Source organism: Geodermatophilus sp. SYSU D00710 (assembly GCF_054050195.1).
This window is the reverse complement of record NZ_JBJGYX010000013.1, coordinates 84,448-108,651: the sequence shown is the minus strand read 5'-3', so window position 1 is coordinate 108,651 and position 24,204 is coordinate 84,448. Positions and strand designations below refer to the sequence as shown.

Here is a 24,204-nt window from a genome sequence, read left to right as displayed (position 1 = left end):
TTTTAGGGGAGCGCGCCGTGGGGTGGGCGGGCGCCCAAAACGGGGCCAACACCCGCGGCGGGGTGGGGGGGGTGGGGTGGGTGTTGGGGGGGGGACACCCCCCCCCGGTGCTCGTCACCGCGGGCCTGGTCCCGTTCCTCGGCCTCGTCGTCCCGAACGTCGTCAGCCTGCTCATCGGCGACAACGTGCGCCGCGCGATCCCGTGGGTCGCCGCGCTGGGCGCCCTGCTCGTCGTCGCCTGCGACGTCCTCGCCCGCGTCCTGCGCTTCCCCTACGAGATCCCGCTGTCGGTCGTCGTCGGCATCGTCGGCGCGGCGCTGTTCCTCTGGCTGCTGCTGCGGAGGGGGAGCCGTGCTCACTGACCCCGCTCCGACGACGGTCCGCCCCGGCATGGCGGTCCGCGCGCGCCGGACCGGGCCCGCGGTGCGCCTGGCCGTGCTCGGTGCCGCCGTCGTCGTCCTGACCGCCGTCCACCTGTTCACCGACGTCCCGGGCTCGCTGTCCTACGCGCTGGAGAAGCGCGGCCTGACCGTGGCCGCGGCGCTGGTCGTCGCGACGGCGGTCGGGGTGTCGACCGTCGTCTTCCACACGATCACCCAGAACCGCGTGCTCACCCCGTCGATCATGGGGTTCGACGCGTTCCACGTGCTGGTGTCGACCGTCGTCGTCTTCACCGCCGGGTCGGCGGCGTTCCTGGCGGCCGACCCGGGGGTCCTGTGGGCCGTCCAGGTCGCGGTCATGGTCGCGTCCAGCGTCGTCCTGTTCACCTGGCTGTTCGGTGGCCGGCGGCGGTCGATCCACCTCGTGCTGCTGGTCGGCATCGTGCTCGGCACGTTCTTCCGCGCGCTCAGCGAGTGGATGCAGCGGATGCTCGACCCGCTGGACTTCCAGGTGCTCTCCGACGCGTTCTTCGCCTCCCTCACCCGCCCCGACGAGACGCTGCTGGCGCTCACCGCGGGCCTGGTCGTCCTCGGCTGCGCGCTGGTCGTGCCGCTGCTGCGCACCCTCGACGTGCTCACCCTCGGCGAGCCGGCCGCCGTCGGCCTGGGCGTCGACCACCGGCGCGTGGTGATGACGCTGGTCACGGCCGTCTCGGTGATGGTCGCGGCGTCGACCGCGCTCGTCGGGCCGATCCTGTTCTTCGGCCTCGTCGTCGCCAACCTCGCCTACTGGTGGGCGGGCTCGTTCCGGCACGTGTGGACGGTGCCCACCGCGGTGTTGCTCGGCGTGGTCTGCCTGCTGGGCGGTCAGCTCGTGCTGGAACGGGCGCTCGGCTTCGGCGGCACGCTGTCCACGGTCATCGACTTCGCCGGCGGCCTGGTCTTCCTGTACCTCGTCCTGCGGAAGGGGGCGCGGTGATCGCGCTCGAGGGCGTCACCAAGCGCTACGGCGGCCAGACGGTGGTCGACGACGTCACGATCGCCCTCGGCGAGGAGGGGGTGACGGCGCTGATCGGCCCCAACGGCGCGGGCAAGTCGACGCTGTTCGGCCTCGTCGGCCGCCTGGTCCGGCCCGACGCCGGCCGGGTCACCGTGGACGGGATGGACGTCGCGACGACGCCGTCGCACGAGCTCGCCCGGCGGCTGGCCGTGCTGCGGCAGGACAACCACGTCACCGCGCGGCTGACCGTCTCCGACCTCGTGGGGTTCGGGCGCTTCCCGCACTCCCGGGGCCGGCTCACCGGAGCCGACCGCGAGCAGATCGAGCGGGCGATCGCCTACCTGGAGCTCGACGCCTACCGGGACCGGTTCCTCGACGAGCTCTCCGGCGGTCAGCGGCAGCGGGCCTTCATCGCGATGGTCCTCGCCCAGGACACCCGCTACGTGCTGCTCGACGAGCCGCTGAACAACCTCGACCTGCGACACATGGCCGAGACGATGCGGCTGGTCCGGACCATGGCCGACGAGCTCGGCAAGCGCGTCGTCACCGTGCTGCACGACGTCAACTCCGCCGCCGCCCACGCCGACCGGATCGTCGCGATGCGCGACGGCGCCGTCGTCGCGGACGCGCCCGCGCGCGACGTCGTGCGTCCCGAGGTGCTGGCGGCCGTCTACGACACGGCCGTCGACGTCCGCGAGATCGACGGCCGGCCGGTCGCCCTCTACTACGGCTGAGCCGCCCGACGACGGCCGGACGCGATGAGTTCCGGCCGGGTCGCGAGTCCCTCCTGGTGACCCTCGCAGGACGTCGGACGATGCCGCCCGGCACGAGATCCCCGCGGAGAGCGCCATGACGACCACGCCGGACGACCCGACCACCGCCCTGACCGGCCGCCCGCCCGTCGTCGACCGGGCCACCTGGCAGGCCGCCCGGGACGAGCTGCTGGTCCGCGAGAAGGCCCACACCCGCGAGGGCGACGCCATCGCCGCCGCCCGCCGCCGGCTGCCGATGGTGGAGCTCGACGGGACCGCCGAGGTCGTCGGACCCCACGGCCCGGTCCCCTTCCGGGACCTGTTCCAGGGCCGCGACGAGCTCGTGGTCTACCACTCGATGTGGTACGACGGCACGCCTCACCAGGGCCAGTGCGAGGGCTGCACCTTCAACCTCTGGCACATGCGGGACGCCGTGTACCTCGACGCCCGCGGCGTCTCGTTCGCCGTCCTGACCTCGGGCGTGTGGGACGAGGTGGCCCCCTTCGTCGAGTTCATGGGCTACACCCAGCCCTGGTACTCGGTCCGGGGCGTGGAGGAGCGGATCGCCACGGAGGAGGGGCACATCGTCTGCTACCTGCGCGACGGCGACCGCGTCTTCCTCACCTACTCCACCACCGGCCGGGGCAACGAGCCGGCCGACGGGACCCTCGGCCTGCTCGACATGACGCCCTACGGCCGCCGGGAGGGGTGGGAGGACGTCCCCGAGGGCTGGCCCGAGCCGCCTGCGGTCGGCTCGCCGGTCGGCGGGCACGGCGCGCCGATCTGCTGGTACTGGCGCTCGGACTCCGAGGGGAACGCCTCCTGGGGTCCGACCAGCCGCCCCGTGCCGCAGTGGACCCGCCCGGGCGTGACCCCCGCGGAGTCCCTCGGCCGGCACGTCCACCACCACTGAGGCTCCATCGTAGGACTGGGGTCGGTCCTGTGCCCCGCTGACCTGCGGGTTCTGTCGTACCCCCGCCGTAGGTTCGCTGTCGTGGAGGTCGCGGAGCACCGGTCGCCGGTCGAGCAGGCGCTGCTCGCCGCGGTGATCGGGACGCCCGCGCCGTTCCGCCGGCTCCCGGTGTCCCTGTTGTCGCGGGAGCAGAAGGCCGCCGAGCTGCAACGGGTCGCGCGGTTGGAGGCCATGACCGCCGCGTACGAGGCGGAGCTGGTGCTCGGGCTGGCCGACGACTCGCCCGATGACGACGATCCGCCGCCGGGCACGCCGGGTGCGCGCACGGGTTCGTGGGCGCCGGACACCGAGCTGCCGGGGGTGTCGGAGTTCTTCACCGCCGAACTGGCGGTGGTGCTCAACTGCGGCCGCGGCACCGCCAACCACCTCGCGCACCGGGCGTGGGTGTACCGGGAGCGCCTGCCCGCCACCTGGGCCGCGCTGGCCACCGGCACCCTCGACGAGACCCGCGCCAAGGCGCTGGTGGACGTGCTGGAGCACGCCCCGGCGGGGATCGCCCGCCGCATCGAGGCGGCGCTGCTGCCCGCGGCCGGGCAGTGGACGGTGGGCCGGCTCGAGCAGCGGGCCCTCGCCCTGCTGCTGGACCTGGACGCCGACGCCGTCGGCCGGCGCAAGCAGCAGGCGAAGCGGCGCGCCGACGTGCGGGTCGACCCCTCCCCGCTGGAGGGCATGGCCACGCTGGCCGCCGACCTGCCCGCCGAGGTCGCCACGGCCTGCCACGCGCTGGTCGACTCACTCGCCCGGATGCTCAAGGCCGACGGCGACCCCCGGCCGATCGGCGAGCTGCGCTGCGCGGTGTTCGCCGACCTGATCCAGCGGCCCTGGCAGACCGGCCCGGCGGTGACCGCGCAGCTGACCATCATCGCCGGCCTCGCCGCCCTCGCCGGCCACCGCGAGGAGGCCGGGGAGGTCAACGGGCTACCCATCACCGCCACCCACCTGCGCGAGCTGTTGCGCGAGCTGGACGCGCTCGGCGTGCGGGCGCCCGAGGGCGGGTCGGTGACGGTGGCGCTGACCGACGCCGACGGCACGCTGCGGGCCACCGGCACGCTGGACCGGCTGCGCCGGCTGGCACGCACAGGCTGCGACCGCCACCGGGGCCAGGACTGCGGGTGCCCGGTCCTCGACCGGCCCGACCCGGTCGACCGCTACACCCCGTCGGCGGCGCAGCAGGCGTTCGTGCGCACCCGCGACCGCACCTGCCGGTTCCCCACCTGCGGGCAGCGGGTCGGCTGGGCCGACGCCGACCACGTCCTCCCCCACGCCTGCGGCGGGGTCACCGACTGCGCCAACCTGTGCTGCCCGTGCCGGAGCCACCACCGGCTCAAGACCTTCGCCCGCGGCTGGCGCTTCACCATGAGCGACGACGGCACCCTCACCGTCACCACACCCTCCGGCATCACCCGCACCACCCGCCCACCGGGCGTGCGACCACCCCCGGCCGCACGCCAGCCACCACCGGACGACCCCGGATCACCACCGCCATCCGCCGACCCCGCCGAGGACCCGCCGCCGTTCTGACCGAGGGTCAGCCCGTCATCGGGTCGGGCCTACGCCCAGCGGGCCAGCGCGGTCCGGGTCCCGGGGGCGACCACGGTGAACCCGGCGTCCCTGACCTGTACCGGCGCGGAGGTGACCAACCGGGCCCACCGGGCGGCGTCGGGGTGCTCCACGACCACGGGGAAAACGGCGTCCGCCCAGGTGGCCAGGCGTGCGGGCGGCATCCGCATCACGGTCAGCTGCGCGGCGTGGCCGCAGGCCGCGGCGGCCTTGCCCAGCGGCAGGAAGGGCTCCGGGCAGACCGACACCACGACCGGCCCGCCCGGCACCGGGTCGGCCGCCGCACACGCGTCCGGGTCGTCGAGTTCGCTGCCGGTCAACTGCAGCCGCGCGACCTCGGGAGGCAGCGCGTCGAGGGCCGCCGGCACCAGCGCGCGGACCTCCGCCCCGCCCACCTGTGCCGTGACACCCGGCAGCGCGGCCACCCGCTCCCAGGCCACCCCGCGCGCCCGCCGACAGTGCTTGCGGATCGCCCCGTCGGTCCACCGGCGGACCGGCGGGGACCACTCGCCGCCGGGCCGTGCCCGGTCGTCGGCCAGCAGCCGGACCACCGCGACCGCCGCGGCCGCGCACACGGCCGTCCGGGTCGGCGGGTCCCGCCGCTCGACGCGGGCCACCAGTTGCAGCGCCCAAGGCGACTCCCCCTCCGGATCGGCGTGCACGCCCCCACCCTGCCCGGTTCCACGTGGAACCGAGCCGTGTGACGTCGGTGTGACGATCACGTAGCGGCGTCGCGGCTGCCAGGTCCGTGGGGTTGGATCGATGCCATGTGCGGCCTCTCCGGCGAGATCAGGTTCGACGGCTCCCTGGCCGACACCACCGCGGTGGCGCGGATGGTCGAGGCGCTGGTCCCCCGCGGTCCCGACGGCCAGGGCCAGTGGAGCGCCGGCCGGGTGGCGTTCGGCCACCGCCGGCTGTCGGTCATCGACCTGTCGGCCAGCGGCTCCCAGCCGATGATCGACAGCGAGCTCGGTCTCGAGGCGGTCTTCAACGGCTGCATCTACGACTACAAGGAACTGCGCGCCGAGCTCGAGGGCCACGGCTACCGGTTCTTCTCCACCAGCGACACCGAGGTCCTGCTCAAGGGCTACCACCACTGGGGCGTCGACTTCGTCGACCACCTGCACGGCATGTTCGTGGTGGTCATCCACGAGCGCGACACCGGCCGCGTGGTCATGGCCCGCGACCGGCTGGGGATCAAGCCGCTCTACCTCGCCGAGACGCCGGGGCGGCTGCGGTTCGCCTCCTCTCTGCCGGCCCTCCTGCGCGCCGGCGACGTCGACACCTCCATCGACCCCGTCGCGCTGCACCACTACCTGACCTGGCACGCCGTCGTCCCCGCGCCGGGCACGCTGCTCAACGGCGTGCGCAAGCTGCCGCCGGCCACCGTCCGCGTCATCGAGGCCGACGGCACCAGCCGCGAGCACCGCTACTGGGAGCCCAGCTACGAGCGCCGCCCCGAGCACTCCGGCTGGTCGGCCCGCGACTGGGAGGACGCGATCGAGGAGGCGCTGCGGGTCGCCGTCCGCCGTCGCCTCGTGGCCGACATCCCGGTGGGGGTGCTGCTGTCGGGCGGCCTGGACTCCAGCCTGATCGTCGGCCTCCTCGCCCAGGAGGGGCAGACCGGCCTGGCCACCTACTCGATCGGCTTCGAGGCCGTCGGCGGCCACGCGGGCGACGAGTTCCGCTACTCCGACGTCATCGCCGAGCGGTTCGCCACCGACCACCACCGCATCCGGGTGTCCTCCGACGAGCTGGCCGCCGCGCTCGGCCACGCCATCGGCGCCATGGCCGAGCCGATGGTCAGCCACGACGTCGTCGCCTTCGACCTGCTCTCGGAGCGGGTCAGCCAGTCGATCCGCGTGGTGCAGTCCGGGCAGGGCGCCGACGAGGTGTTCGCCGGCTACCACTGGTACCCGCCGCTGGCCGACGTCGGCCGCGAGGAGGCCGTCGAGCGCTACGCCGCGGCCTTCTTCGACCGCGGCGCCGACGACATGCGGGCGCTGGTCGGCGAGCGGTACGCCCTCGACGGCGACCCGAGCCTGGACTTCGTCCGCGACCACATGTCCCGGGCCGGCGCGCAGACCGCCGTCGACGCCGCGCTGCGCCTCGACAGCGAGGTCATGCTCGTCGACGACCCGGTCAAGCGGGTGGACAACATGTCCATGGCCTGGGGCCTGGAGGCCCGGGTGCCCTTCCTCGACCACGACCTGGTGGAGCTGGCCGCCGCCTGCCCGCCGGAGCTCAAGCTCGCCGACGGCGGCAAGGGCGTGCTCAAGGCCCTCGGGCGCCGGATCATCCCGCCGGAGGTCATCGACCGGCCCAAGGGCTACTTCCCGGTGCCGGCGATCACCCACCTCGAGGGCAAGGTCCTCGGCCTGGTGCGCGACGCGCTCTCCAGCGATGCGGCGCGGGAGCGGGCGCTGTTCCGCCCCGAGTACGTCGCCCGGCTGCTCGACGACCCCAACGGCGAGCTCACGCCCCTGCGCGGCAACAAGCTCTGGCAGCTGGGGCTGGTCGAACTGTGGCTGCAGAACCACGGGGTCTGAGGAGGGCCGACCGTGTCACCCCGGCTCGCCGGTCACCGTCGTCGCACGCCGGTGGCCGGCACACCCGACCTCACCGGACGCAACTGGACCCGGCCCGCGCCGCACCAGCTCGAGGGCATGGGCACCGACGTGGTGCTCGACCTGGCGTGGGGGCGCCTGGTCTTCGGCCAGACCTTCCCCGAGATGCACAACATCCTCACCGCGCTGCGTGCCGAGGAGACCGGCCGGCGCGACATCTGCATCTACGCCCGTGACCCGCACGTCCTGGTGGGCCTGGCGCCCGACGAGCTGTTCATCGACCCCAGCTACACCTACCGCCTGGACCTCTACCGCTACCGGCCGCGGCCCGAGCTCATCCGCGGCGTCTTCGTGCGCACGGTGACGGCGCTGGAGGAGATGCAGGCGATCAACGAGATCTACGCCCGCAACGGCATGGTCACCGGCGACCCCGAGACCATGTGGGCCAACCACCGCACCCGCTGCTTCACCTACCTCGTCGCCGAGGACACCCGGACCCGCCGGATCGTCGGCACGGTGACCGGCGTCGACCACGTGCTGGCCTTCGACGACCCGGAGAGCGGCACCAGCCTGTGGTGCCTGGCCGTCGACGGGCAGAACGCCCCCGCGGGCACCGGCGAGGCACTGGTGCGGGTGCTGGCCGAGCGCTACGTCGGCCGCGGCCGCTCCTACGTCGACCTCTCGGTCATCCACGACAACGCCGCGGCGATCGCGCTCTACCGCAAGCTCGGCTTCGTCCGCGTGCCCGCCCTCTGCGTCAAGCGCAAGAACCCGATCAACACCCCGCTGTTCGCCGCCCGGCCGCCCGGCCTCGACCAGCTCAACCCCTACGCGCGGATCGTCGCCGACGAGGCGCTGCGCCGCGGCATCCGGGTCGAGGTCACCGACGCGGAGTCCGGCGAGCTGCGGTTGTCCCTCGGCGGGCGCCGGGTGCTCACCCGCGAGTCGCTGTCGGAGTTCACCACCGCCGTCGCCATGAGCCGCTGCGACGACAAGCGGGTGACCCGCCGCATCGTGGCCGACGCCGGCGTCCGGGTGCCCCGCGGCGTCTCGGTCCCCGAGGACGGCCTCGGCCCCGCCCGCGAACTCCTCGCCGCGTGCGGGGAGCTGGTGGTCAAGCCGGCCCGCGGCGAGCAGGGCAAGGGCATCACCGTCGGCGTCACGACCGAGGAGGAGCTGGTCCGGGCCGTGGCCGCTGCCCGGCAGATCTGCCCCGACGTGCTCGTCGAGGAGCTCGTCCCGGGCGAGGACCTGCGGGTGGTGGTCATCGACCACGAGGTGGTCGCCGCCGCGGTGCGCCGGCCGGCCGAGGTGGTCGGCGACGGCCGCCGCACGGTCACCGACCTGGTGCGGGCGGCCAGCCGGCGGCGGGAACGCGTGACCGGCGGGGAGTCGCGGATCCCGCTGGACGACACCACCGCCGACGTCGTCCGCGCCGCCGGCCACGCGATGGACGACGTCCTGCCCGACGGCGAGCGGCTGCAGGTGCGGCGGACGGCGAACCTGCACACCGGCGGGACCATCGAGGACGTCACCGACCGGCTGCACCCGGACGTCGCCGAGGCGGCGGTGCGGGCGAGCCGGGCGATCGGCATCCCGGTCACCGGCATCGACTTCCTCGTGCCCGACGTCGAGGGGCCCGAGGCGGTGTTCGTGGAGGCGAACGAGCGCCCGGGGCTGGCCAACCACGAGCCGCAACCGACCGCCGCGCGGTTCGTGGACCTGCTCTTCCCGGAGACCCGCTCGCGCCGCTGACGCTGCCCAGTGGCGGCAACAGGTGAAATCTGCTTCACTTGTCGGCGGGAGGGGAGTATCCCCGCAGCGCTGCCGTCGTCAGTACGGCCCCACGGGAGGGGTCCGGCGGAGCGGGCCCCGCGTGGGCCGGGAGAGACCTCCGGTTGGTGCACCACCGACTGGAGGCTGTTCGTGGACGTCCCCTTCTGGCTCTGGCTGGCCGTGCTCGGCGTCATCGTCGGCATGCTGGCCGTCGACCTGTTCGCCCACCGCCGGGCCCACGTCATCGGCGTGCGGGAGGCCGCGCTGTGGTCGGCGGTGTGGGTGGCCATCGGCGTCGGGTTCGGCGCCTGGGTGTGGTGGGCCTACGGCGCCGAGTTCGGCCAGCAGTACTACGCCGGCTACCTGATCGAGAAGTCGCTCGCCGTCGACAACGTGTTCGTGTGGGCGATCATCTTCACCTTCTTCGCGGTGCCCCGGGAGTACCAGCACCGCGTGCTGTTCTACGGCGTGCTCGGCGCCCTGGTGCTGCGCGGGGCGTTCATCGCCGGCGGCGCGGCGCTCATCGAGAGCTTCGAGTGGGTGCTCTACCTGTTCGCCGCGTTCCTGCTCGTCACCGGCTGGCGCATGCTCCGCCAGCGCAACGAGCACATCGACCCCTCGCGGTCGCGGACCCTGCAGCTGTTCCGCCGCTTCGTGCCGATGACCGACGCCTACCACGGCCAGCGGTTCTTCGTCCGGCGGGGCGGCGTCCTGCTGGCCACTCCCCTGCTGGCCGTGCTGGTCCTCGTCGAGGTCACCGACGTCGTCTTCGCCGTCGACTCGATCCCGGCGATCTTCGCGGTCACCGACGAGCCGTTCCTCGTCTTCACCGCCAACGCCTTCGCCATCCTGGGCCTGCGGGCGATGTACTTCCTGCTCGCCGACCTGATCCACCGCTTCGTCTACCTCAAGGTCGGCCTGGCGCTGGTGCTCATCTGGGTGGGGGTCAAGATGCTGCTCAAGATCGACCTCTACTACATCCCCACCACCGTCAGCCTCGCGGTGATCGCCACCATCCTCGGCGTCGCGGTGTGGGCCAGCCTGCGCGCCACCCGCGGCCAGGGCCGCCGCGCCGTCGAGGCGCCGGCCGCTCCCCCGTTCCGGCTCGCCACCGAGGAGGAGCTGGCCGAGGTCGAGCCGCTGTGGCGGCGGGGCAGCCGGCGCGACACCCCGGAGCCGACCCGCACTCCCTGACCAGGGGTCGGGCATAGGAAGCTCTCCCCACGTCCCCAGCCCCGAGACGTGGGGAGAGCTTCCTATGCCTGCGGGGGGTGCACGGGTGGGGTACCTCCTCGCCGCGATCGGCGGCGCCCTCGGTGCGCTGGCCCGCTGGGGCGTCGCGGAGGCCCTCCCCACCCGGGACGGCGGCTGGCCCTGGGCGACCCTGCTGGTCAACCTCACCGGCTGCCTGCTGATCGGCGTCCTCGTCGGCGCGCTGGCCCGCCGCTCCCCTGAGCCTGCGTGGGCCCGCCCGTTCCTCGCCGTCGGCCTGCTCGGCGGGTACACGACCTACTCCGCGTTCGCCGTCGAGGTCGTCGGTCTCGCCGACGCCGGCCACGTCCTCGCTGCCGTGGCCTACGTGCCGGCCTCGGTGCTCGGCGGCGTGCTGGCGGTGGCCGCCGGTGTGCTCGCGGTGCGGCGGAGCGGCCCGTGACGCCGCTGCTCGTCGCCGCCGGTGCGCTGGCCGGCGCTCCCCTGCGGCTGCTGGCGACCCGGCTCGCCGCCCGATCCGGCCGCGACCCCGCGCTGGGCACGCTGGCGGTCAACGTCGCCGGTGCGGCCGTGCTCGGCGTGCTGCTCGGGCTCGGCGGCGTGCCGGCCTGGGTGCTCGCGCTGGTCGGCACCGGCTTCTGCGGCACCCTCACCACGTTCTCCACCCTCGGCGCCGACGTCGTCCGGCTGGTCGAGGAGCGCGCCCTGGGCCGCGCGCTCGGGTACCTGGCCGCCACCCTGGTCCTCGGCCTGACCGCCGCCGCGGCCGGCTGGATGCTGGCGGGCTGAGCGCCCGGGGGTGCCACGGCGACGGCCGGTCGTTAGGGTCGGGGCGTATGGCCGGGGCAGACGCGGGAGACGTGCAGGCGGACAGTCCGGTCGTCGTCGTGGCCAACCGGCTGCCGGTCGACCAGGTCACCGACCCCGACGGGACGACGCGCTGGCAGCGCAGCCCCGGCGGCCTGGTCACCGCCCTGGAGCCGTTCGTGGCCGGGCGCGGCGGCGCCTGGGTCGGCTGGTCCGGCTCGGCCGGCGAGGCGCCCGAGCCCTTCGAGTCCGGCGGCATCTCGCTGGTCCCGGTCGAGCTCTCCGAGGAGGAGGTCGACCGCTACTACGAGGGCATGTCCAACGCGTCGCTGTGGCCGCTGTACCACGACGTGGTCGAGAAGCCCGAGTACCACCGCACCTGGTGGGACACCTACGTGCGGGTCAACCGGCGGTTCGCCGACCGGGCCGCCGAGGTCGCCGCCGAGGGCGCGATCGTCTGGGTGCACGACTACCAGCTGCAGCTGGTCCCGGCGCTGCTGCGCCAGCGCCGCCCCGACCTCACGATCGGCTTCTTCCTGCACATCCCGTTCCCGCCCTACGAGCTGTTCACCCAGCTGCCCTGGCGCTCGGCGATCGTCGAGGGGCTGCTCGGCGCCGACCTGGTCGGGTTCCAGCTGCCCAGCGCGGCGGCCAACTTCGTCCAGCTGGCCCGCCGGCTGCAGGAGCTGCCCACCCGTGGCGCGACGATCGAGTACGACGGCCGGGTGGTGACCGCCCGGGCCTTCCCGATCTCCATCGACGTCGCCGCCTTCGACCGGCTGGCCAACTCCCCCGAGGTCCTGAAGCGGGCCGAGGAGATCCGCACCGAGCTCGGCGACCCGCAGAAGATGATCCTGGGGGTCGACCGGCTCGACTACACCAAGGGCATCAGCGTCCGGCTCAACGCCTTCCAGGAACTGCTCGAGGACGGCGCCGTCGAGGCGCCCGGCACGGTCATGGTGCAGGTGGCCACGCCCAGCCGGGAGCGGGTCGAGCACTACGTGCACATGCGCGAGACGATCGAGCAGCAGGTCGGGCACATCAACGGGGTGTTCGGCACGATCGGCGGGCCGGCGGTGCACTACTTCAACCAGTCGATGCCGCGCGAGGAGCTCGCCGCCCTCTACCGCGCCGCCGACGTCATGCTCGTGACGCCCTACCGCGACGGCATGAACCTGGTCGCCAAGGAGTACGTCGCCGCCCGCAGCGACCTCGGCGGCACGCTGGTCCTGTCCGAGTTCGCCGGCGCCGCGGCCGAGTTCCGGCAGGCGTTCCTGGTCAACCCGCACGACATCGCCGGGGTGAAGAACCAGCTGCTGCGCGCGCTGCGCGTCGAGCCCGCCGAGGCCGCCCGCCGGATGCGGGCCATGCGACGGCACCTGGCCAAGCACGACCTCGACCACTGGGCGTCGTCGTTCTTCGACGCGCTGCAGGCCCAGGCGTGAGCCCCGTCCCGGACGCGCTGGCGACGGCGCTGGCCGGGGCGGCCGCCCGCCGCCCGCTGCTGGTCGCCACCGACTACGACGGCGTCCTGGCGCCGCTGGTCGACGACCCCTCGGCCGCGGTCCCCTCCCCCGGCGTCGCCGAGGCGCTGGCCCGGGTCGCCGCGGCCGACGGCGTCACCGTCGCGCTGGTCAGCGGGCGCGGCGTCGACGACCTGGTGCGGGTCAGCGGCCTCGCCGGCCCCTACCGGTTCGTCGGCAGCCACGGCGCCGAGTACGGCGGGCCGCTGACCGGTGAGCTCGCCGACCGCCGCGACGCCCTGGCCGAGCGGATGACGCCGCTGGTGGCCGCCGTCCCGGGCGCGTGGCTGGAGGTCAAGCCGGCCAGCGTCGCCGTGCACGTGCGGCAGGTCGCCGACCGCGCCGCGGCCGCCGCGCTGCTGGCGGAGGCCGACGCGGCGGCGGATCCGTCACTGACGAAGAAGCCGGGCAAGGACGTGCTCGAGCTCGCGGTCACCGACGCCGACAAGGGCACCGCGGTGACCCGGCTGCGGACCGACCTCGACGCCGCCGCCGTCGTCTACCTCGGCGACGACGTCACCGACGAGGACGTGTTCCGCCGGCTCGGGCCGGCCGACGTCGGCGTCAAGGTCGGCGAGGGCCCGACCCTCGCCGGTCACCGGGTGACCGACCCCGCCGCCGTGGTCGCCGTCCTCGGGCTGCTCGGCGACCTGCTCGGCTGACCGGCCGGGGCGCGTCGCCCCCGCCCCCGGGTGACCGGCGGCCGGCCGGACGGGGACCGCTCCCCCGGCCGTCGACACGTCGACGGCTCCTCCCCCGCCACCTGCGCGGACGCGCCCGCCGTCCGCCGCGGCCGGCGGGTCGCCGGGGCCGGCCGGTCGACCTGACGACGGCGCTGCGGGCGGTCACCACCTCCTGCACAACGATCCGCCCGCGGACCTCCCGCGCGTCCGGGCGCGGCGCCGCTGCGGCTCCACCATTCCTCCTGCACGCCCGCCACATCCGTCCCAGCGGGCACACGCACCCAGGAGGCCCCACCGTGAACGCCGCGTCCCGCCCGCACGCCGGCCCGGCCGGCTGGTTCGCCGATCGCTCCCTCACCGTCAAGTTCGGCACCCTCGTCGCCGTGGGCGCCCTGGCCGTGGGGGGTCTGCTGGGGACGACGATGATCGGCAACTCCGCCGTCCTCGACGCCGAGCACCGCCTCACCGACCTCAACCACGCCGAGGAGCTCGTCCTCCAGCTCGACACCCGCGCGAGCGAGCTCAAGGTCGACGGCTTCAAGGCCCTCGTGCGCGAGGACCCCGCCGCGCAGCTGCCCGAGCTGGCCGACGACGTGGCCACCCCCGAGGCGCTGCTCGACGAGCTCTCCGGCGTCGAGCTCACCGGCGACAGCGCCGCGGCGGTCGAGGAGCTGATGGACACCTACGGCGAGTACACCGCCGCGATCACGGCCTTCGTCGAGAGCGCCGTCGCCGACCAGGCCGGGGCCCGGGCGCGGTGGGAGGACATCCAGGCCGCCAACGACCTCACCGACGCGGCCATCGGCACGGCCAAGGACACGCTCATGCGCGAGGTGGACACCGCCACGACCGAGCTCGAGGACGTCACCACACGGTCCGAGACCGTCGCGATGGTGGTGGCGGGGCTCGGGCTGCTGCTCCTGGTCGGCCTGAGCTGGCTGACCGCCCGCTCGGTGGTGCGCCCGGTCCGCGCCGTGCAGGCCTCCCTCGAGGCGCTGGCCCAGGGCGACCTCACCCGGGAGAGCGGGGTGCACTCCCGCGACGAGGTGGGCCGGATGGCCGACGCGCTGCACCGGGCCCAGACCGGCCTGCGCGAGGTCATGGAGACCGTCGTCACCTCCGCGGACGCCGTCGCCGCGTCGTCGGAGGAGCTCAGCGCGAGCTCGGCGCAGATCTCGGCGTCGGCCGAGGAGACCTCCGCGCAGTCCGGCGTGGTGGCCGGCGCGGCCGACGAGGTCTCCCGGAACGTGCAGACGGTCGCGGCGGGTGCCGAGCAGATGGGCGCCTCGATCCGCGAGATCGCCTCCAACGCCGCCGAGGCCTCCGCCGTCGCCGCCCGCGCGGTCACCGCCGCCGAGACCACCACCGCCACCGTGGCGCGGCTGGGGGAGAGCTCCGCGGAGATCGGCAACGTCGTGAAGGTGATCACGAGCATCGCCGAGCAGACCAACCTGCTCGCGCTCAACGCCACCATCGAGGCGGCGCGGGCCGGCGAGGCGGGCAAGGGCTTCGCGGTGGTCGCCAACGAGGTCAAGGAGCTGGCGCAGGAGACGGCGAAGGCGACCGAGGACATCGCCCGCCGCGTGCAGGCCATCCAGGGCGACACCACCGCCGCGGTGACCGCCATCGGGGAGATCAGCTCGATCGTCGCGCAGATCTCCGACCGGCAGACCACGATCGCCAGCGCGGTGGAGGAGCAGACCGCCACGACCAGCGAGATGTCGCGGTCGGTGGCCGAGGCCGCCCAGGGCTCGGGTCAGATCGCCGACAACATCGCCGGGGTCTCCAGCGCCGCCGACTCCACCACCCAGGCGCTGACCCAGACCCGCATCGCCGTCGACGAGCTCGCCCGCATGGCCGCCGGCCTGCGCGCCACGGTCGGCCGCTTCACCCACTGATCCAGGGCCACCCTGCCCCCACGCCTCGCAGGCGGAGGGGCCCTGCAGGGCGGCCGGTCCCGCACCTCACCACCGAAAGGCACGACCGTGTCCCTGTCCTGGCTCTCCGACCTGCGGGTCGGTCTCCGCCTCGCCCTCGCCTTCGGCGCGGTCGGCCTCCTCGTCGTGGTCTCCGCCGCGACCGGGCTGTCGGCCGTGGCCCAGCAGCGCGACCTCGCCGAGGAGCTGAGCCGTGCCGACGCCGTCCTCGCCGACGCCGAGACCGCCCGCTTCCAGATCGCCGACGTGACCGGCTGGCAGGGCCTGGTCGTCGCCGACGCCGTCACCTTCGGCCCGGAGGTCGCCCTGGCGCCGGACTCCTACAACCGGGCCGGCCTGCTGGACAGCAAGGACGCCGTCTACGCCTGGCTGGACGAGGTCGACACCGCGGCGATGGACGCCGACGAGGCCGCGGCCTTTGCCGAGCTGCGGCCGGCCTGGGACAACTACTTCGCCTGGGACGACCGGGTGGTCGAGTGGCTGTCCACGGGCACGCCGGAGGACGCCCGGGCGGCACTGGAGAGCATCAACGGCGGCGAGGCCGGTGAGGGCTACGGCATGGTCCTCGACCTCGCCGACCGGATCCAGGCCTCGGCCACCGAGCGGGCCGACCGGCTGCGTGCCGAGCAGGCGGACGCGCAGCGGAGCGCGACGGTGCTGCTGAGCGCCGTCGGCGTGCTCGCCGTGGTCCTCGCCGGCCTGTGCGCGGTGCTGGTCGGGCGCTCGGTCGTCCGCCCCCTGCGCCGGGTGCAGGCCCTGGCCGTCCGGCTGGCCGCGGGGGACCTGACGGAGGGCACCGGGATCCGGCAGCGCGACGAGGTCGGCCGGGTGGCCGAGGCGCTCGACGCGGCCCAGGACGGCCTGCGCACCGTGATGGCCTCGGTCGCGGCCTCGGCGGACGCGGTCGCGGCCAGTTCCGAGGAGCTGTCGGCGTCGGCGGCGCAGATCTCGGCCTCGGCGGGGGAGACCTCGGCACAGTCCGGCGTGGTGGCCGGCGCCGCCGAGGAGGTGTCGCGGTCGGTGCAGACCGTCGCCGCCGGGGCCGAGCAGATGGGCGCCAGCATCCGGGAGATCGCGACCAACGCCGCGGAGGCGTCGGCGGTGGCCGCGCGGGCCGTCACCGCGGCGGAGGCGACCACCGCGACGGTGGCGCGGCTGGGCGAGTCCTCGGCGGAGATCGGCAACGTCGTCAAGGTGATCACGAGCATCGCCGAGCAGACCAACCTGCTCGCGCTCAACGCCACCATCGAGGCCGCCCGGGCCGGCGAGGCCGGCAAGGGCTTCGCCGTCGTGGCCAACGAGGTCAAGGAGCTAGCCCAGGAGACCGCCAAGGCGACCGAGGACATCGCGCGGCGGGTGCAGGCGATCCAGGCCGACACGGGCGCCGCCGTGGGGGCGATCGGCGAGATCTCCCAGATCGTCGCGCAGATCTCCGACCGGCAGACCACGATCGCGAGCGCCGTGGAGGAGCAGACGGCGACCACGGCGGAGATGAGCCGCTCGGTGGCCGAGGCCGCCCAGGGCTCGGGTCAGATCGCCGACAACATCTCCGGCGTCTCCTCGGCGGCGGACTCCACCACGCAGGCACTGACCCAGACCCGCACCGCCGTCGACGAACTGTCCCGGATGGCGGCCGACCTGCGCACCGGCATCGCCCGCTTCACCCACTGACCCGGAATGGCTCCGCCCCGCCGCTGTCCGGCGGTCGGGCGGAGCCATTCCCGAATGGCCTCCACCTTCCCTTGGCACGTGGCGAGAAATGGCCCAGAACATCCCCCGAGCGGCGTGTGTGCCCATGTCGACAGGGCAACCACGCTGGCCCGCCGCTGCTCGGCGCCGTGTCGACAAATGGTGCGGAATGGCGTCCTGACACGGTTCCGCCGACCAATTCCGGTCGTACCCGGATCGTTACCGACACGCCATTTCCGGACGGGGACGGCCCCCATTCCCGTCCGTCACAGTCCGTGCCGACGGATCGCCCGGCCCGCGGCCGATCCCCGCCCGTCACCCCGACCGGCCCACCCCCGACATCCAGGAGCACACCCCATGAGCACCTCCCGCGCCGGCCGCTCCGGCGGCTGGTTCGCCGACCGACCGGTCGCCGTCAAGATCGGCGCGGCCGTCGCCGTCCTCGCGGTCGTCGCCGTCGCCATGACCGTCCTCGCCGTGAGCCGGCTGGCCGCGGTCGAGGCGGCCGCCACCCGGATCAACGGCAACGTGGTCACGCTGGCCGACCTCGCGGACATCCAGCGGTCCTGGCAGGGCGACCGCTCGCGCTACAACACCTACCCGATCGCCGACGAGCAGACCCGGGCCGCACTGCGGGCCGACCTGGCCGAGCGCCGGGAGACCATCGACGGGCAGCTCGACGCCTACGCCGAGGTGACGGTCAACCGGGCCGCCTTCGACGAGTTCCGCGCCGTCGTCGAGGACTACTACGCGGTCGCGGACGGGCAGCTGGTGCCGGCCGCCGACGCGGGCGACCTGGCCACCGCCGCCGCCGTGATCACCGGTCCGCTGCAGGACCGCTCCGACTCCCTCATGGACCAGTACGCCGCCATGCAGGACCGCCGGGTCGCCGCCGGCCAGGCCGACACCGACGACGCGGTGGCCACCGTCTCCTCGGCCACCACCACGCTGTGGCTGTCCCTGGTCGCCGGCATCGTCGTCGCCGGCGGGCTGACCGTCCTCGTCGTCCGGCGCCTGGTGGGCACCGTCCGCTCCGTGCAGCGCTCGGTCGAGGCGCTGGCGCAGGGCGACCTGACCGTCACGCCCGAGGTCCGTGGCCGCGACGAGCTGGGCCGGATGGCCGCCGCGCTGGGTGCCGCCCAGGAGAACCTGCGCTCGGTGCTGTCCTCGGTGGCGGCCTCCGCCGACGCCGTCGCCGCCTCCTCGGAGGAGCTCAGCGCGAGCTCGGCGCAGATCTCGGCGTCGGCCGAGGAGACCTCCGCGCAGTCGGGTGTCGTCTCGGGTGCCGCCGAGGAGGTGTCGCGGTCGGTGCAGACCGTCGCCGCCGGGGCCGAGCAGATGGGCGCCTCCATCCGGGAGATCGCCTCCAACGCCGCCGAGGCCTCCGCCGTCGCGGCCCGCGCGGTCACCGCCGCGGAGACCACCACCGCCACGGTGACCAAGCTCGGGGAGTCCTCCGCGGAGATCGGCAACGTGGTGAAGGTGATCACGAGCATCGCCGAGCAGACCAACCTGCTCGCCCTCAACGCCACCATCGAGGCGGCGCGGGCCGGCGAGGCGGGCAAGGGCTTCGCGGTGGTCGCCAACGAGGTCAAGGAGCTGGCGCAGGAGACGGCGAAGGCGACCGAGGACATCGCCCGCCGCGTCGAGGCCATCCAGAAGGACACCGGCGCCGCCGTCGGGGCCATCGGCGAGATCTCCCACATCGTCGCCCAGATCTCCGACCGGCAGACCACCATCGCCTCGGCGGTGGAGGAGCAGACCGCCACCACCGCGGAGATGAGCCGCTCGGTGGCCGAGGCCGCCCAGGGCTCGGGTCAGATCGCCGACAACATCGCCGGGGTCTCCAGCGCCGCCGACTCCACCACCCAGGCGCTGACCCAGACCCGCACCGCGGTCGAGGAGCTGTCCCGGATGGCGGCCGACCTGCGCACCGGCGTCGCCCGCTTCACCTACTAGGAGGACCCCCCTGCCCCCGCCGCTCGCAGGCTCGCGTCGGGCCCTGCAGGGGGGCTGCCCCCGCGGGGGGTGGCGGACTCACCTTGAGTCCGCCACCCCACCGCCGATGACCCATCGGGGACCCCTCGGTCCCCTCGCACTGAGAGAGAAGGCAGCGGTGGACGGTCTGGACGACATCGTCGAGGAGTTCCTCGTCGAGAGCCACGAGAACCTCGACCAGCTCGACACGGACCTGGTCGCCCTCGAGCAGGAGCCCGACTCCCGGGAGCGGCTCTCGAGCATCTTCCGCACCATCCACACGATCAAGGGCACCAGCGGCTTCCTCGCCTTCGGCCGGCTCGAGGAGGTCACCCACGTCGGGGAGAACATGCTCTCCCGGCTCCGCGACGGCGTCCTCGCGCTGACCCCCGAGCGCACCAGCGTGCTGCTGCGGATGGTCGACACGGTCCGCTCGCTGCTGGCCTCCATCGAGGCCACCGGCGGCGAGGGCGGGGTCGACGTCTCCGCCGTCGTCGCGGAGATCAGCGCGGCGATGGAGGACCGGCCGGCCCCGGCCCCCGCCCCCTCCCTCGCGCCCGCCGAGCCCGCCACCTCGTCGGAGCCCGCCCCCTCCCTCGCGCCCGCCGAGCCCGCCGCCTCGTCGGAGCCCGCCGCCGAGGCCGTCGCCGAGCCCGCCGAGCCCGTCGTCGTCGAGCCCGTCGCCGAGGTGGTGCCGGAGGAGCTGCCCGACGATGCACACGAGGAGCACCTCGACGAGCACCCCGACGAGCAGGCCGAGCCCGGCGCGCCGGCCGGTGCCGCGCGGCCCGAGGGCCCCGGCGGCCAGCAGGCCCGCCGCGGCGTGGCCGACAGCACGATCCGCGTCGACGTCGACCTGCTCGACTCGCTGATGCTGCTGGTCGGCGAGCTGGTGCTCACCCGCAACCAGATCGTCCAGTACGTGGGCCGCTCCACCGACACCGACCTGGTGCGCGCCTCGCAGCGGCTCAACCTCATCGCCAGCGAGCTGCAGGAGGGCGTCATGAAGACGCGCATGCAGCCGATCGACCACATCTGGTCCAAGCTGCCGCGCGTCGTCCGCGACCTCGGCATCCAGTGCGGCAAGTCCGTCCGGCTGGAGATGGAGGGCAAGGACACCGAGCTCGACAAGACGCTGCTCGAGGCGGTCAAGGACCCGCTGACCCACCTGGTCCGCAACTCCGTCGACCACGGCATCGAGTCCCCCGACCGCCGCCGCGCCGCCGGCAAGCCCGGCGAGGGCGTGCTCACGCTGCGCGCCCGGCACGAGAGCGGCCAGGTCGTGGTCGAGGTGGCCGACGACGGCGCCGGCATCGACCCGTCGCGGATCGGCGCCAAGGCGCTCGAGCGCGGCCTGGTCACCGGCGAGCAGCTGGCCCGCATGAGCCCGCAGGACGTGCTGCAGCTGATCTTCCTGCCCGGGTTCTCGACGGCCGCCGCGGTCACCAACGTCTCCGGCCGGGGCGTGGGCATGGACGTCGTCAAGACCAACATCGAGGCCATCGGCGGCACCATCGAGGTGGAGTCCGAGCCCGGGCGCGGCACCGTCTGCCGGCTGCGCATCCCGCTGACCCTCGCGATCGTCCCCGCGCTCACCGTCGAGTGCGCCGGCGACCGCTACGCCATCCCGCAGATCAGCCTGCAGGAGCTGGTCAGCCTCGACGCCGAGAAGGCCGCCAACGCCGTCGAGGAGGTCGGCGGCGCGCCGGTCTACCGGCTGCGCGGCGAGCTGCTCCCCCTCGTCCGGCTCACCGACGTCCTGGGCCTGGCCTCCGACCGGCACGACGGCCACGTCGTCATCGCGGTGCTCCGCTCGGAGGGCCGGCGCTTCGGCCTCGTCGTCGACCGGGTCATCAACACCGAGGAGATCGTCGTCAAGGCCGTCGGCGGCCAGCTCAAGGCGATCGGCCTGTACTCCGGCGCGACCGTCCTCGGTGACGGCGCCGTGGCGCTGATCCTCGACGTCCAGGCGCTGGCCCGCCGGGCGCTGCGCACCGAGACCACCGAGCGGCAGGAGGCCCGCGAGGCCGCGGAGCGCACCGCCGCCGCCGAGACCGAGCGACAGCGGATGCTGCTGGCCGCCATCGGCGAGGGCCGGCGGGTGGCGATCCCGCTGGACACCGTCACCCGCCTGGAGCAGGTGCGGGCCGACGCCGTCGAGCGGGTGGGCAACCGCGAGGTCGTGCAGTACCGCGGCGCGATCCTGCCGATCGTCCGGCTCGACCGGCACCTGGGCGCCTACGGCTCCGGCGAGCGCGAGGTGCTCGAGGTGATCGTCTACAGCGACCACGGCCGCAGCGTGGCGATCGTCGTGGAGGAGATCCTCGACATCGTCGACGGCGGCGCCGCGGTGCGCAGCGACATCGACGACCTGGGCCTGCTCGGCTCCGCCGTCCTCGGCGACCGGGTGACCGAGCTGCTCGACGTCCGCGCCGCGATCCTCGCCGCCGACCCGGCCTTCTACGCCGGGCTGCCGGCCCCCGACCACTCCCCCGCGTCCGCTCTGCTGGAGGCCTGACGTGACGACCCCGACCGACACCCCCACCCGCGCCGCCAGCGGGCAGCTGGCCACCTTCCGGCTCGACGGCGACCTCTACGGCGTCGAGGTCGAGCACGTGCAGGAGGTGCTGCGCAGCCAGAAGCTGACCCGGGTGCCGCTCGCCCCGCCGGCCGTCGCCGGGCTGATCAACCTGCGCGGCCAGGTGGTCACCGCCATCGAGCTGCGCGAGCGGCTCGGGCGCCCGCCGCGGCCGGCCGGCACCGACGCCGTCGTCATCGTCGTGCGGCTGCACGGCGAGGCGGTGAGCCTGCTGGTCGACTCGATCGCCGACGTCGTCGACGTGGACGCGGCCGACTTCGAGGCGCCGCCGGACACCCTCGACGGCCAGGCCCGCGAGCTCATCCGCGGCGCCTACAAGCTCGACGGCTCGCTGCTGCTGGCCCTCGACGTCCAGAAGGCGGTCGGCTCCTAGCCCGTCACCGCGGGCGCAGGCGGGCGACGAGCAGGGCGGCGTCGTCCTCGGCCGGGCCGGTGCGGAACCGCTCGGTGGCGGCCAGGACGAGGTCGGCGAGGTCGTCGGCGGTGCGTGAGCGGCCGGGCGGCCCGGCGAGGGCCGCGACGAGGCGCTCCTCCCCGAACAGGCCCTCGCGCCCCCGGGTCTCGGTGATGCCGTCGGTGTACATGACCAGGGCGTCGCCGGGCCCGAGGACGAGCTCCTGGGTCTCGACGGTCACCTCGGGGAGGATGCCGAGGAGCTGCCCGGCCGGGGCCAGCAGCGTGGCGCTGCCGTCGGCCCGCACCAGCACCGGGGGCTCGTGGCCGGCGCGGGCGAGCTGCACCACGGCGGTGCCGTCGGGGCGCGGGGTGACCCGGGCGCAGGCTGCGGTGAGGAACCGGTTGGGGGAGGTCTGCGCGCGCAGGGCGTCGTTGAGCCGCACCAGCGCGGCCGCCGGGGGCAGGTCCCGCGCGACGGCCTCCAGGGTGTGCCGGGCCAGCCCGGTGGTGCTCGCGGCGTCGATGCCCCGCCCGCAGACGTCACCGATCGCGAGCACGAACCCGCCGCCGTCGAGCGGGACGACGTCGTAGAAGTCGCCGCCGACCTCGACCGCCTCCTCCGCCGTGGCGTAGCGGGTGGCCAGCTCCACACCGGGGACCTCGGGCAGCCGGGCGGGCAGCAGGCCGTCCTGCAGGCGGCGGGCGATCCGGGTCTGCCGGCCGTAGAGGTGGGCGTTGTCCAGCGCGACCGCGACGCGCGAGGCGAGGTCGCCGACGAGCTCCTGCTGGTCGGTGAGCGGCCAGCCGCCGGCGGAGGCGCCGACCAGCGACAGCACGCCGGTGCTCCGGCCACGCACCACCAGCGGCGTGAGCAGACCCGGGCCGGGGCCGGGGCCGAGGAGCCGGGCGAACCGGGCCACCTCGGGCGGGCCGCCGTCCTCGGTCAGGTAGGGGAGCGCGTCCTCGACCACGAGGGGCCGCTGGGAGCGGAAGACCCGCGCGGCCGCGCTGCCTCCGTCGATGCGCAGCGGCCGCGCCGCCAGCAGCTCCTGCGCCGCCGCGTGGATCGCCGGGTCGGCGTGCACCGAGCACCGGGGCACCAGCTGCCCCGGCCGGCCGGCGAGCAGGACCACCAGCCAGTCGGCGTGCTCCGGAACCAGCAGGGCGGCCAGCTCGTCGAGCACGGCCGACTCGTCGAGGGAGCGGCTGAGCACCTCACTGGCCCGGGCCAGCAGGTCCAGCCGCTGCTGCGCCCGCTCGGCGCCGAGCCGGGCGTCCTGCTCGGCCCGGTAGAGGCGGGCGCGGTCCATCGCGGTGGCGCACTGGTCGGCCAGCGCGGTGAGCAGCTCCACGTCCTCGTCGGTGAAGGCGCGGGGACCGTCCCAGCCGAACGCCACGATCCCGGCCGGCCGGCCGTGGCTGCACAGCGCCAGGTTGGCCCAGGCCTGCTGCCGCACGCCCGAGCCCGCCATGTCGGGGTACCGCTGGTCGCGCTCGGTGGTGCTGCCCACCAGCACCGGGCCGTCCCCCTCGAGGACGTCGCGCACCAGTGGCGGGAGGGGAGCCGGGATCACCTGGCCCGGTCGGGCCACCTCGGGCGGCACGCCGGTCACCGCGAGGACCGAGAGCCCGGTGCCCGGCTCGTACTCGTTGAGGGTGGCGGCGGTGGCGCCCAGGATCCCCGGCGCGAGCTCCACCATCGTGGCGGCCACGTCGCGCACCGTGGTCGCCCGCGCCAGGGCCGACGTCAGCCGGTGCAGCCGCACCTGCTGCTGCAGCGCGTGCCGCACCCGCGCCGCCGCCGTCCGCTCGGCCTCCAGCAGCCGCCGACGTTCCTGCTGCTCCTCGTAGCGGGCGGTCTCGTCGGTGACGACCACGCCCAGGCCCTCCGGCGGCCCCGCCCCCGGCGTCGCCCGCACGGGGTAGTAGCTGACCCGCCAGTGGCGGCGGCGGCCGGGCTCGCCCGGGGTGGGCCCGCTCTCCAGCTCCAGGCCGGTGATCGGCTCGCCGGTGGCCAGTACCCGGCGCAGCAGGGGCTCGGCCTCCGGGGCAACGTCGGGGAGCACCTCGGCCACCGACCGGCCCAGGTGGTCGGCCACCGGGACGCCGTTGGCCGCGGCCAGCGTCTGGTTGATCCGCACGTAGCGCAGCTCGGTGTCGAGCACCGCGAAGCCGACCGGGGCACCGGCGAGCAGCATCCCCACGGCGGCCTCGACCAGGCCCGCGCCGCCGGGGGCCGCCGACCCGGCCTGGCCGCGCGGTCCTCGCGCTCCTGGGGTGGGGACCTCGGCCTGCATGGCCGCGCCAGTATGGAGGCGACGCCCCTCCCCTGGTAGCGCCCGCGGTGTCCGCCGGCGGTCAGTCACCGACCGT

Annotated in this window: 19 protein-coding genes; 17 read left to right on the top strand and 2 right to left on the bottom strand. The window is 74.8% G+C overall.

Annotated features, from left to right (window positions below):
* The first annotated feature begins 107 nt into the window (after window positions 1–107).
* The 5 genes from ACI78U_RS08660 (at window position 108) to ACI78U_RS08640 (ending at window position 4,626) form a co-directional block, all read left to right on the top strand.
* Window positions 108–362 (top strand): iron chelate uptake ABC transporter family permease subunit, encoded by a 255-nt coding sequence (locus tag ACI78U_RS08660; RefSeq protein ID WP_456874893.1) that lies wholly within the window; start codon window positions 108–110, stop codon window positions 360–362.
* The gene (locus ACI78U_RS08655) at window positions 352–1,359 is read left to right on the top strand and encodes an iron chelate uptake ABC transporter family permease subunit (protein WP_456874892.1); all 1,008 of its coding nucleotides are present in this window, start codon (window positions 352–354) and stop codon (window positions 1,357–1,359) included. The genes ACI78U_RS08660 and ACI78U_RS08655 overlap by 11 nt, the downstream gene beginning before the upstream one ends.
* Window positions 1,356–2,114 carry an iron ABC transporter ATP-binding protein gene (locus tag ACI78U_RS08650; RefSeq protein WP_456874891.1) on the top strand — a complete coding sequence of 253 codons (759 nt, stop codon included), beginning with the start codon at window positions 1,356–1,358 and terminating at the stop codon, window positions 2,112–2,114. The genes ACI78U_RS08655 and ACI78U_RS08650 overlap by 4 nt, the downstream gene beginning before the upstream one ends.
* A gap of 115 nt (window positions 2,115–2,229) precedes the next feature.
* Window positions 2,230–3,045 (top strand): DUF899 family protein, encoded by an 816-nt coding sequence (locus tag ACI78U_RS08645; protein WP_456874890.1) that lies wholly within the window; start codon window positions 2,230–2,232, stop codon window positions 3,043–3,045.
* A gap of 81 nt (window positions 3,046–3,126) precedes the next feature.
* Window positions 3,127–4,626 carry a DUF222 domain-containing protein gene (locus ACI78U_RS08640; RefSeq protein WP_456874889.1) on the top strand — a complete coding sequence of 500 codons (1,500 nt, stop codon included), beginning with the start codon at window positions 3,127–3,129 and terminating at the stop codon, window positions 4,624–4,626.
* Between the two features lie 29 nt (window positions 4,627–4,655).
* On the opposite strand, the gene ACI78U_RS08635 is transcribed toward ACI78U_RS08640, so the two are convergent.
* Complete coding sequence (locus tag ACI78U_RS08635) at window positions 4,656–5,327, bottom strand: hypothetical protein (protein WP_456874888.1); 672 nt, start codon at window positions 5,325–5,327, stop codon at window positions 4,656–4,658.
* 105 nt (window positions 5,328–5,432) lie between these two features.
* Here ACI78U_RS08635 and ACI78U_RS08630 point away from each other — a divergent pair, with 105 nt between their 5' ends.
* The 12 genes from ACI78U_RS08630 (at window position 5,433) to ACI78U_RS08575 (ending at window position 21,808) form a co-directional block, all read left to right on the top strand.
* Window positions 5,433–7,214 carry an N-acetylglutaminylglutamine amidotransferase gene (locus ACI78U_RS08630; RefSeq protein ID WP_456874887.1) on the top strand — a complete coding sequence of 594 codons (1,782 nt, stop codon included), beginning with the start codon at window positions 5,433–5,435 and terminating at the stop codon, window positions 7,212–7,214.
* 12 nt (window positions 7,215–7,226) lie between these two features.
* Window positions 7,227–8,987 (top strand): N-acetylglutaminylglutamine synthetase, encoded by a 1,761-nt coding sequence (gene ngg / locus ACI78U_RS08625; RefSeq protein WP_456874886.1) that lies wholly within the window; start codon window positions 7,227–7,229, stop codon window positions 8,985–8,987.
* Window positions 8,988–9,158: 171 nt separating this feature from the next.
* A complete protein-coding gene (locus tag ACI78U_RS08620; protein ID WP_456874885.1) occupies window positions 9,159–10,202 on the top strand; it encodes a TerC family protein in 1,044 nt (347 codons plus the stop codon).
* An 85-nt stretch (window positions 10,203–10,287) separates the two neighbouring features.
* Entirely contained in the window at window positions 10,288–10,662 is a 375-nt protein-coding gene (crcB, locus tag ACI78U_RS08615) for a fluoride efflux transporter CrcB (protein ID WP_456874884.1), read from the top strand.
* On the top strand, window positions 10,659–11,009 hold the full coding sequence (locus ACI78U_RS08610; protein ID WP_456874883.1) for a fluoride efflux transporter FluC: 351 nt from the start codon (window positions 10,659–10,661) through the stop codon (window positions 11,007–11,009). The genes crcB and ACI78U_RS08610 overlap by 4 nt, the downstream gene beginning before the upstream one ends.
* Window positions 11,010–11,080: 71 nt before the next feature.
* Window positions 11,081–12,472, top strand: a complete 1,392-nt coding sequence (locus tag ACI78U_RS08605; protein WP_456874882.1) for an alpha,alpha-trehalose-phosphate synthase (UDP-forming) — start codon at window positions 11,081–11,083, stop codon at window positions 12,470–12,472.
* Window positions 12,469–13,212: a trehalose-phosphatase gene (otsB, locus tag ACI78U_RS08600; protein ID WP_456874881.1), complete on the top strand. Its 744-nt coding sequence runs from the start codon at window positions 12,469–12,471 to the stop codon at window positions 13,210–13,212. The genes ACI78U_RS08605 and otsB overlap by 4 nt, the downstream gene beginning before the upstream one ends.
* 317 nt (window positions 13,213–13,529) lie before the next feature.
* A complete protein-coding gene (locus ACI78U_RS08595; protein WP_456874880.1) occupies window positions 13,530–15,131 on the top strand; it encodes a methyl-accepting chemotaxis protein in 1,602 nt (533 codons plus the stop codon).
* Between the two features lie 87 nt (window positions 15,132–15,218).
* Window positions 15,219–16,841, top strand: a complete 1,623-nt coding sequence (locus ACI78U_RS08590) for a methyl-accepting chemotaxis protein (protein ID WP_456874879.1) — start codon at window positions 15,219–15,221, stop codon at window positions 16,839–16,841.
* A gap of 375 nt (window positions 16,842–17,216) precedes the next feature.
* Window positions 17,217–18,818: a methyl-accepting chemotaxis protein gene (locus ACI78U_RS08585; protein ID WP_456874878.1), complete on the top strand. Its 1,602-nt coding sequence runs from the start codon at window positions 17,217–17,219 to the stop codon at window positions 18,816–18,818.
* Window positions 18,819–18,975: 157 nt separating this feature from the next.
* Complete coding sequence (locus tag ACI78U_RS08580) at window positions 18,976–21,354, top strand: chemotaxis protein CheA (protein ID WP_456874877.1); 2,379 nt, start codon at window positions 18,976–18,978, stop codon at window positions 21,352–21,354.
* Window position 21,355: 1 nt separating this feature from the next.
* Entirely contained in the window at window positions 21,356–21,808 is a 453-nt protein-coding gene (locus tag ACI78U_RS08575) for a chemotaxis protein CheW (RefSeq protein WP_456874876.1), read from the top strand.
* Window positions 21,809–21,812: 4 nt separating this feature from the next.
* Here the strand turns inward: ACI78U_RS08575 and ACI78U_RS08570 are convergent, their stop codons facing one another.
* Entirely contained in the window at window positions 21,813–24,128 is a 2,316-nt protein-coding gene (locus ACI78U_RS08570) for a SpoIIE family protein phosphatase (protein WP_456874875.1), read from the bottom strand.
* Window positions 24,129–24,204: the final 76 nt, after the last annotated feature.

Excerpts from the sequence above, each read along its gene's own strand:
- ACI78U_RS08630 (WP_456874887.1), top strand. The coding sequence starts at position 5,433 with ATGTGCGGCCTCTCCGGCGAGATCAGGTTCGACGGCTCCCTGGCCGAC.
- ACI78U_RS08585 (WP_456874878.1), top strand. The coding sequence starts at position 17,217 with ATGAGCACCTCCCGCGCCGGCCGCTCCGGCGGCTGGTTCGCCGACCGA.
- ACI78U_RS08570 (WP_456874875.1), bottom strand. The coding sequence starts at position 24,128 with ATGCAGGCCGAGGTCCCCACCCCAGGAGCGCGAGGACCGCGCGGCCAG.
- ACI78U_RS08645 (WP_456874890.1), top strand. The coding sequence starts at position 2,230 with ATGACGACCACGCCGGACGACCCGACCACCGCCCTGACCGGCCGCCCG.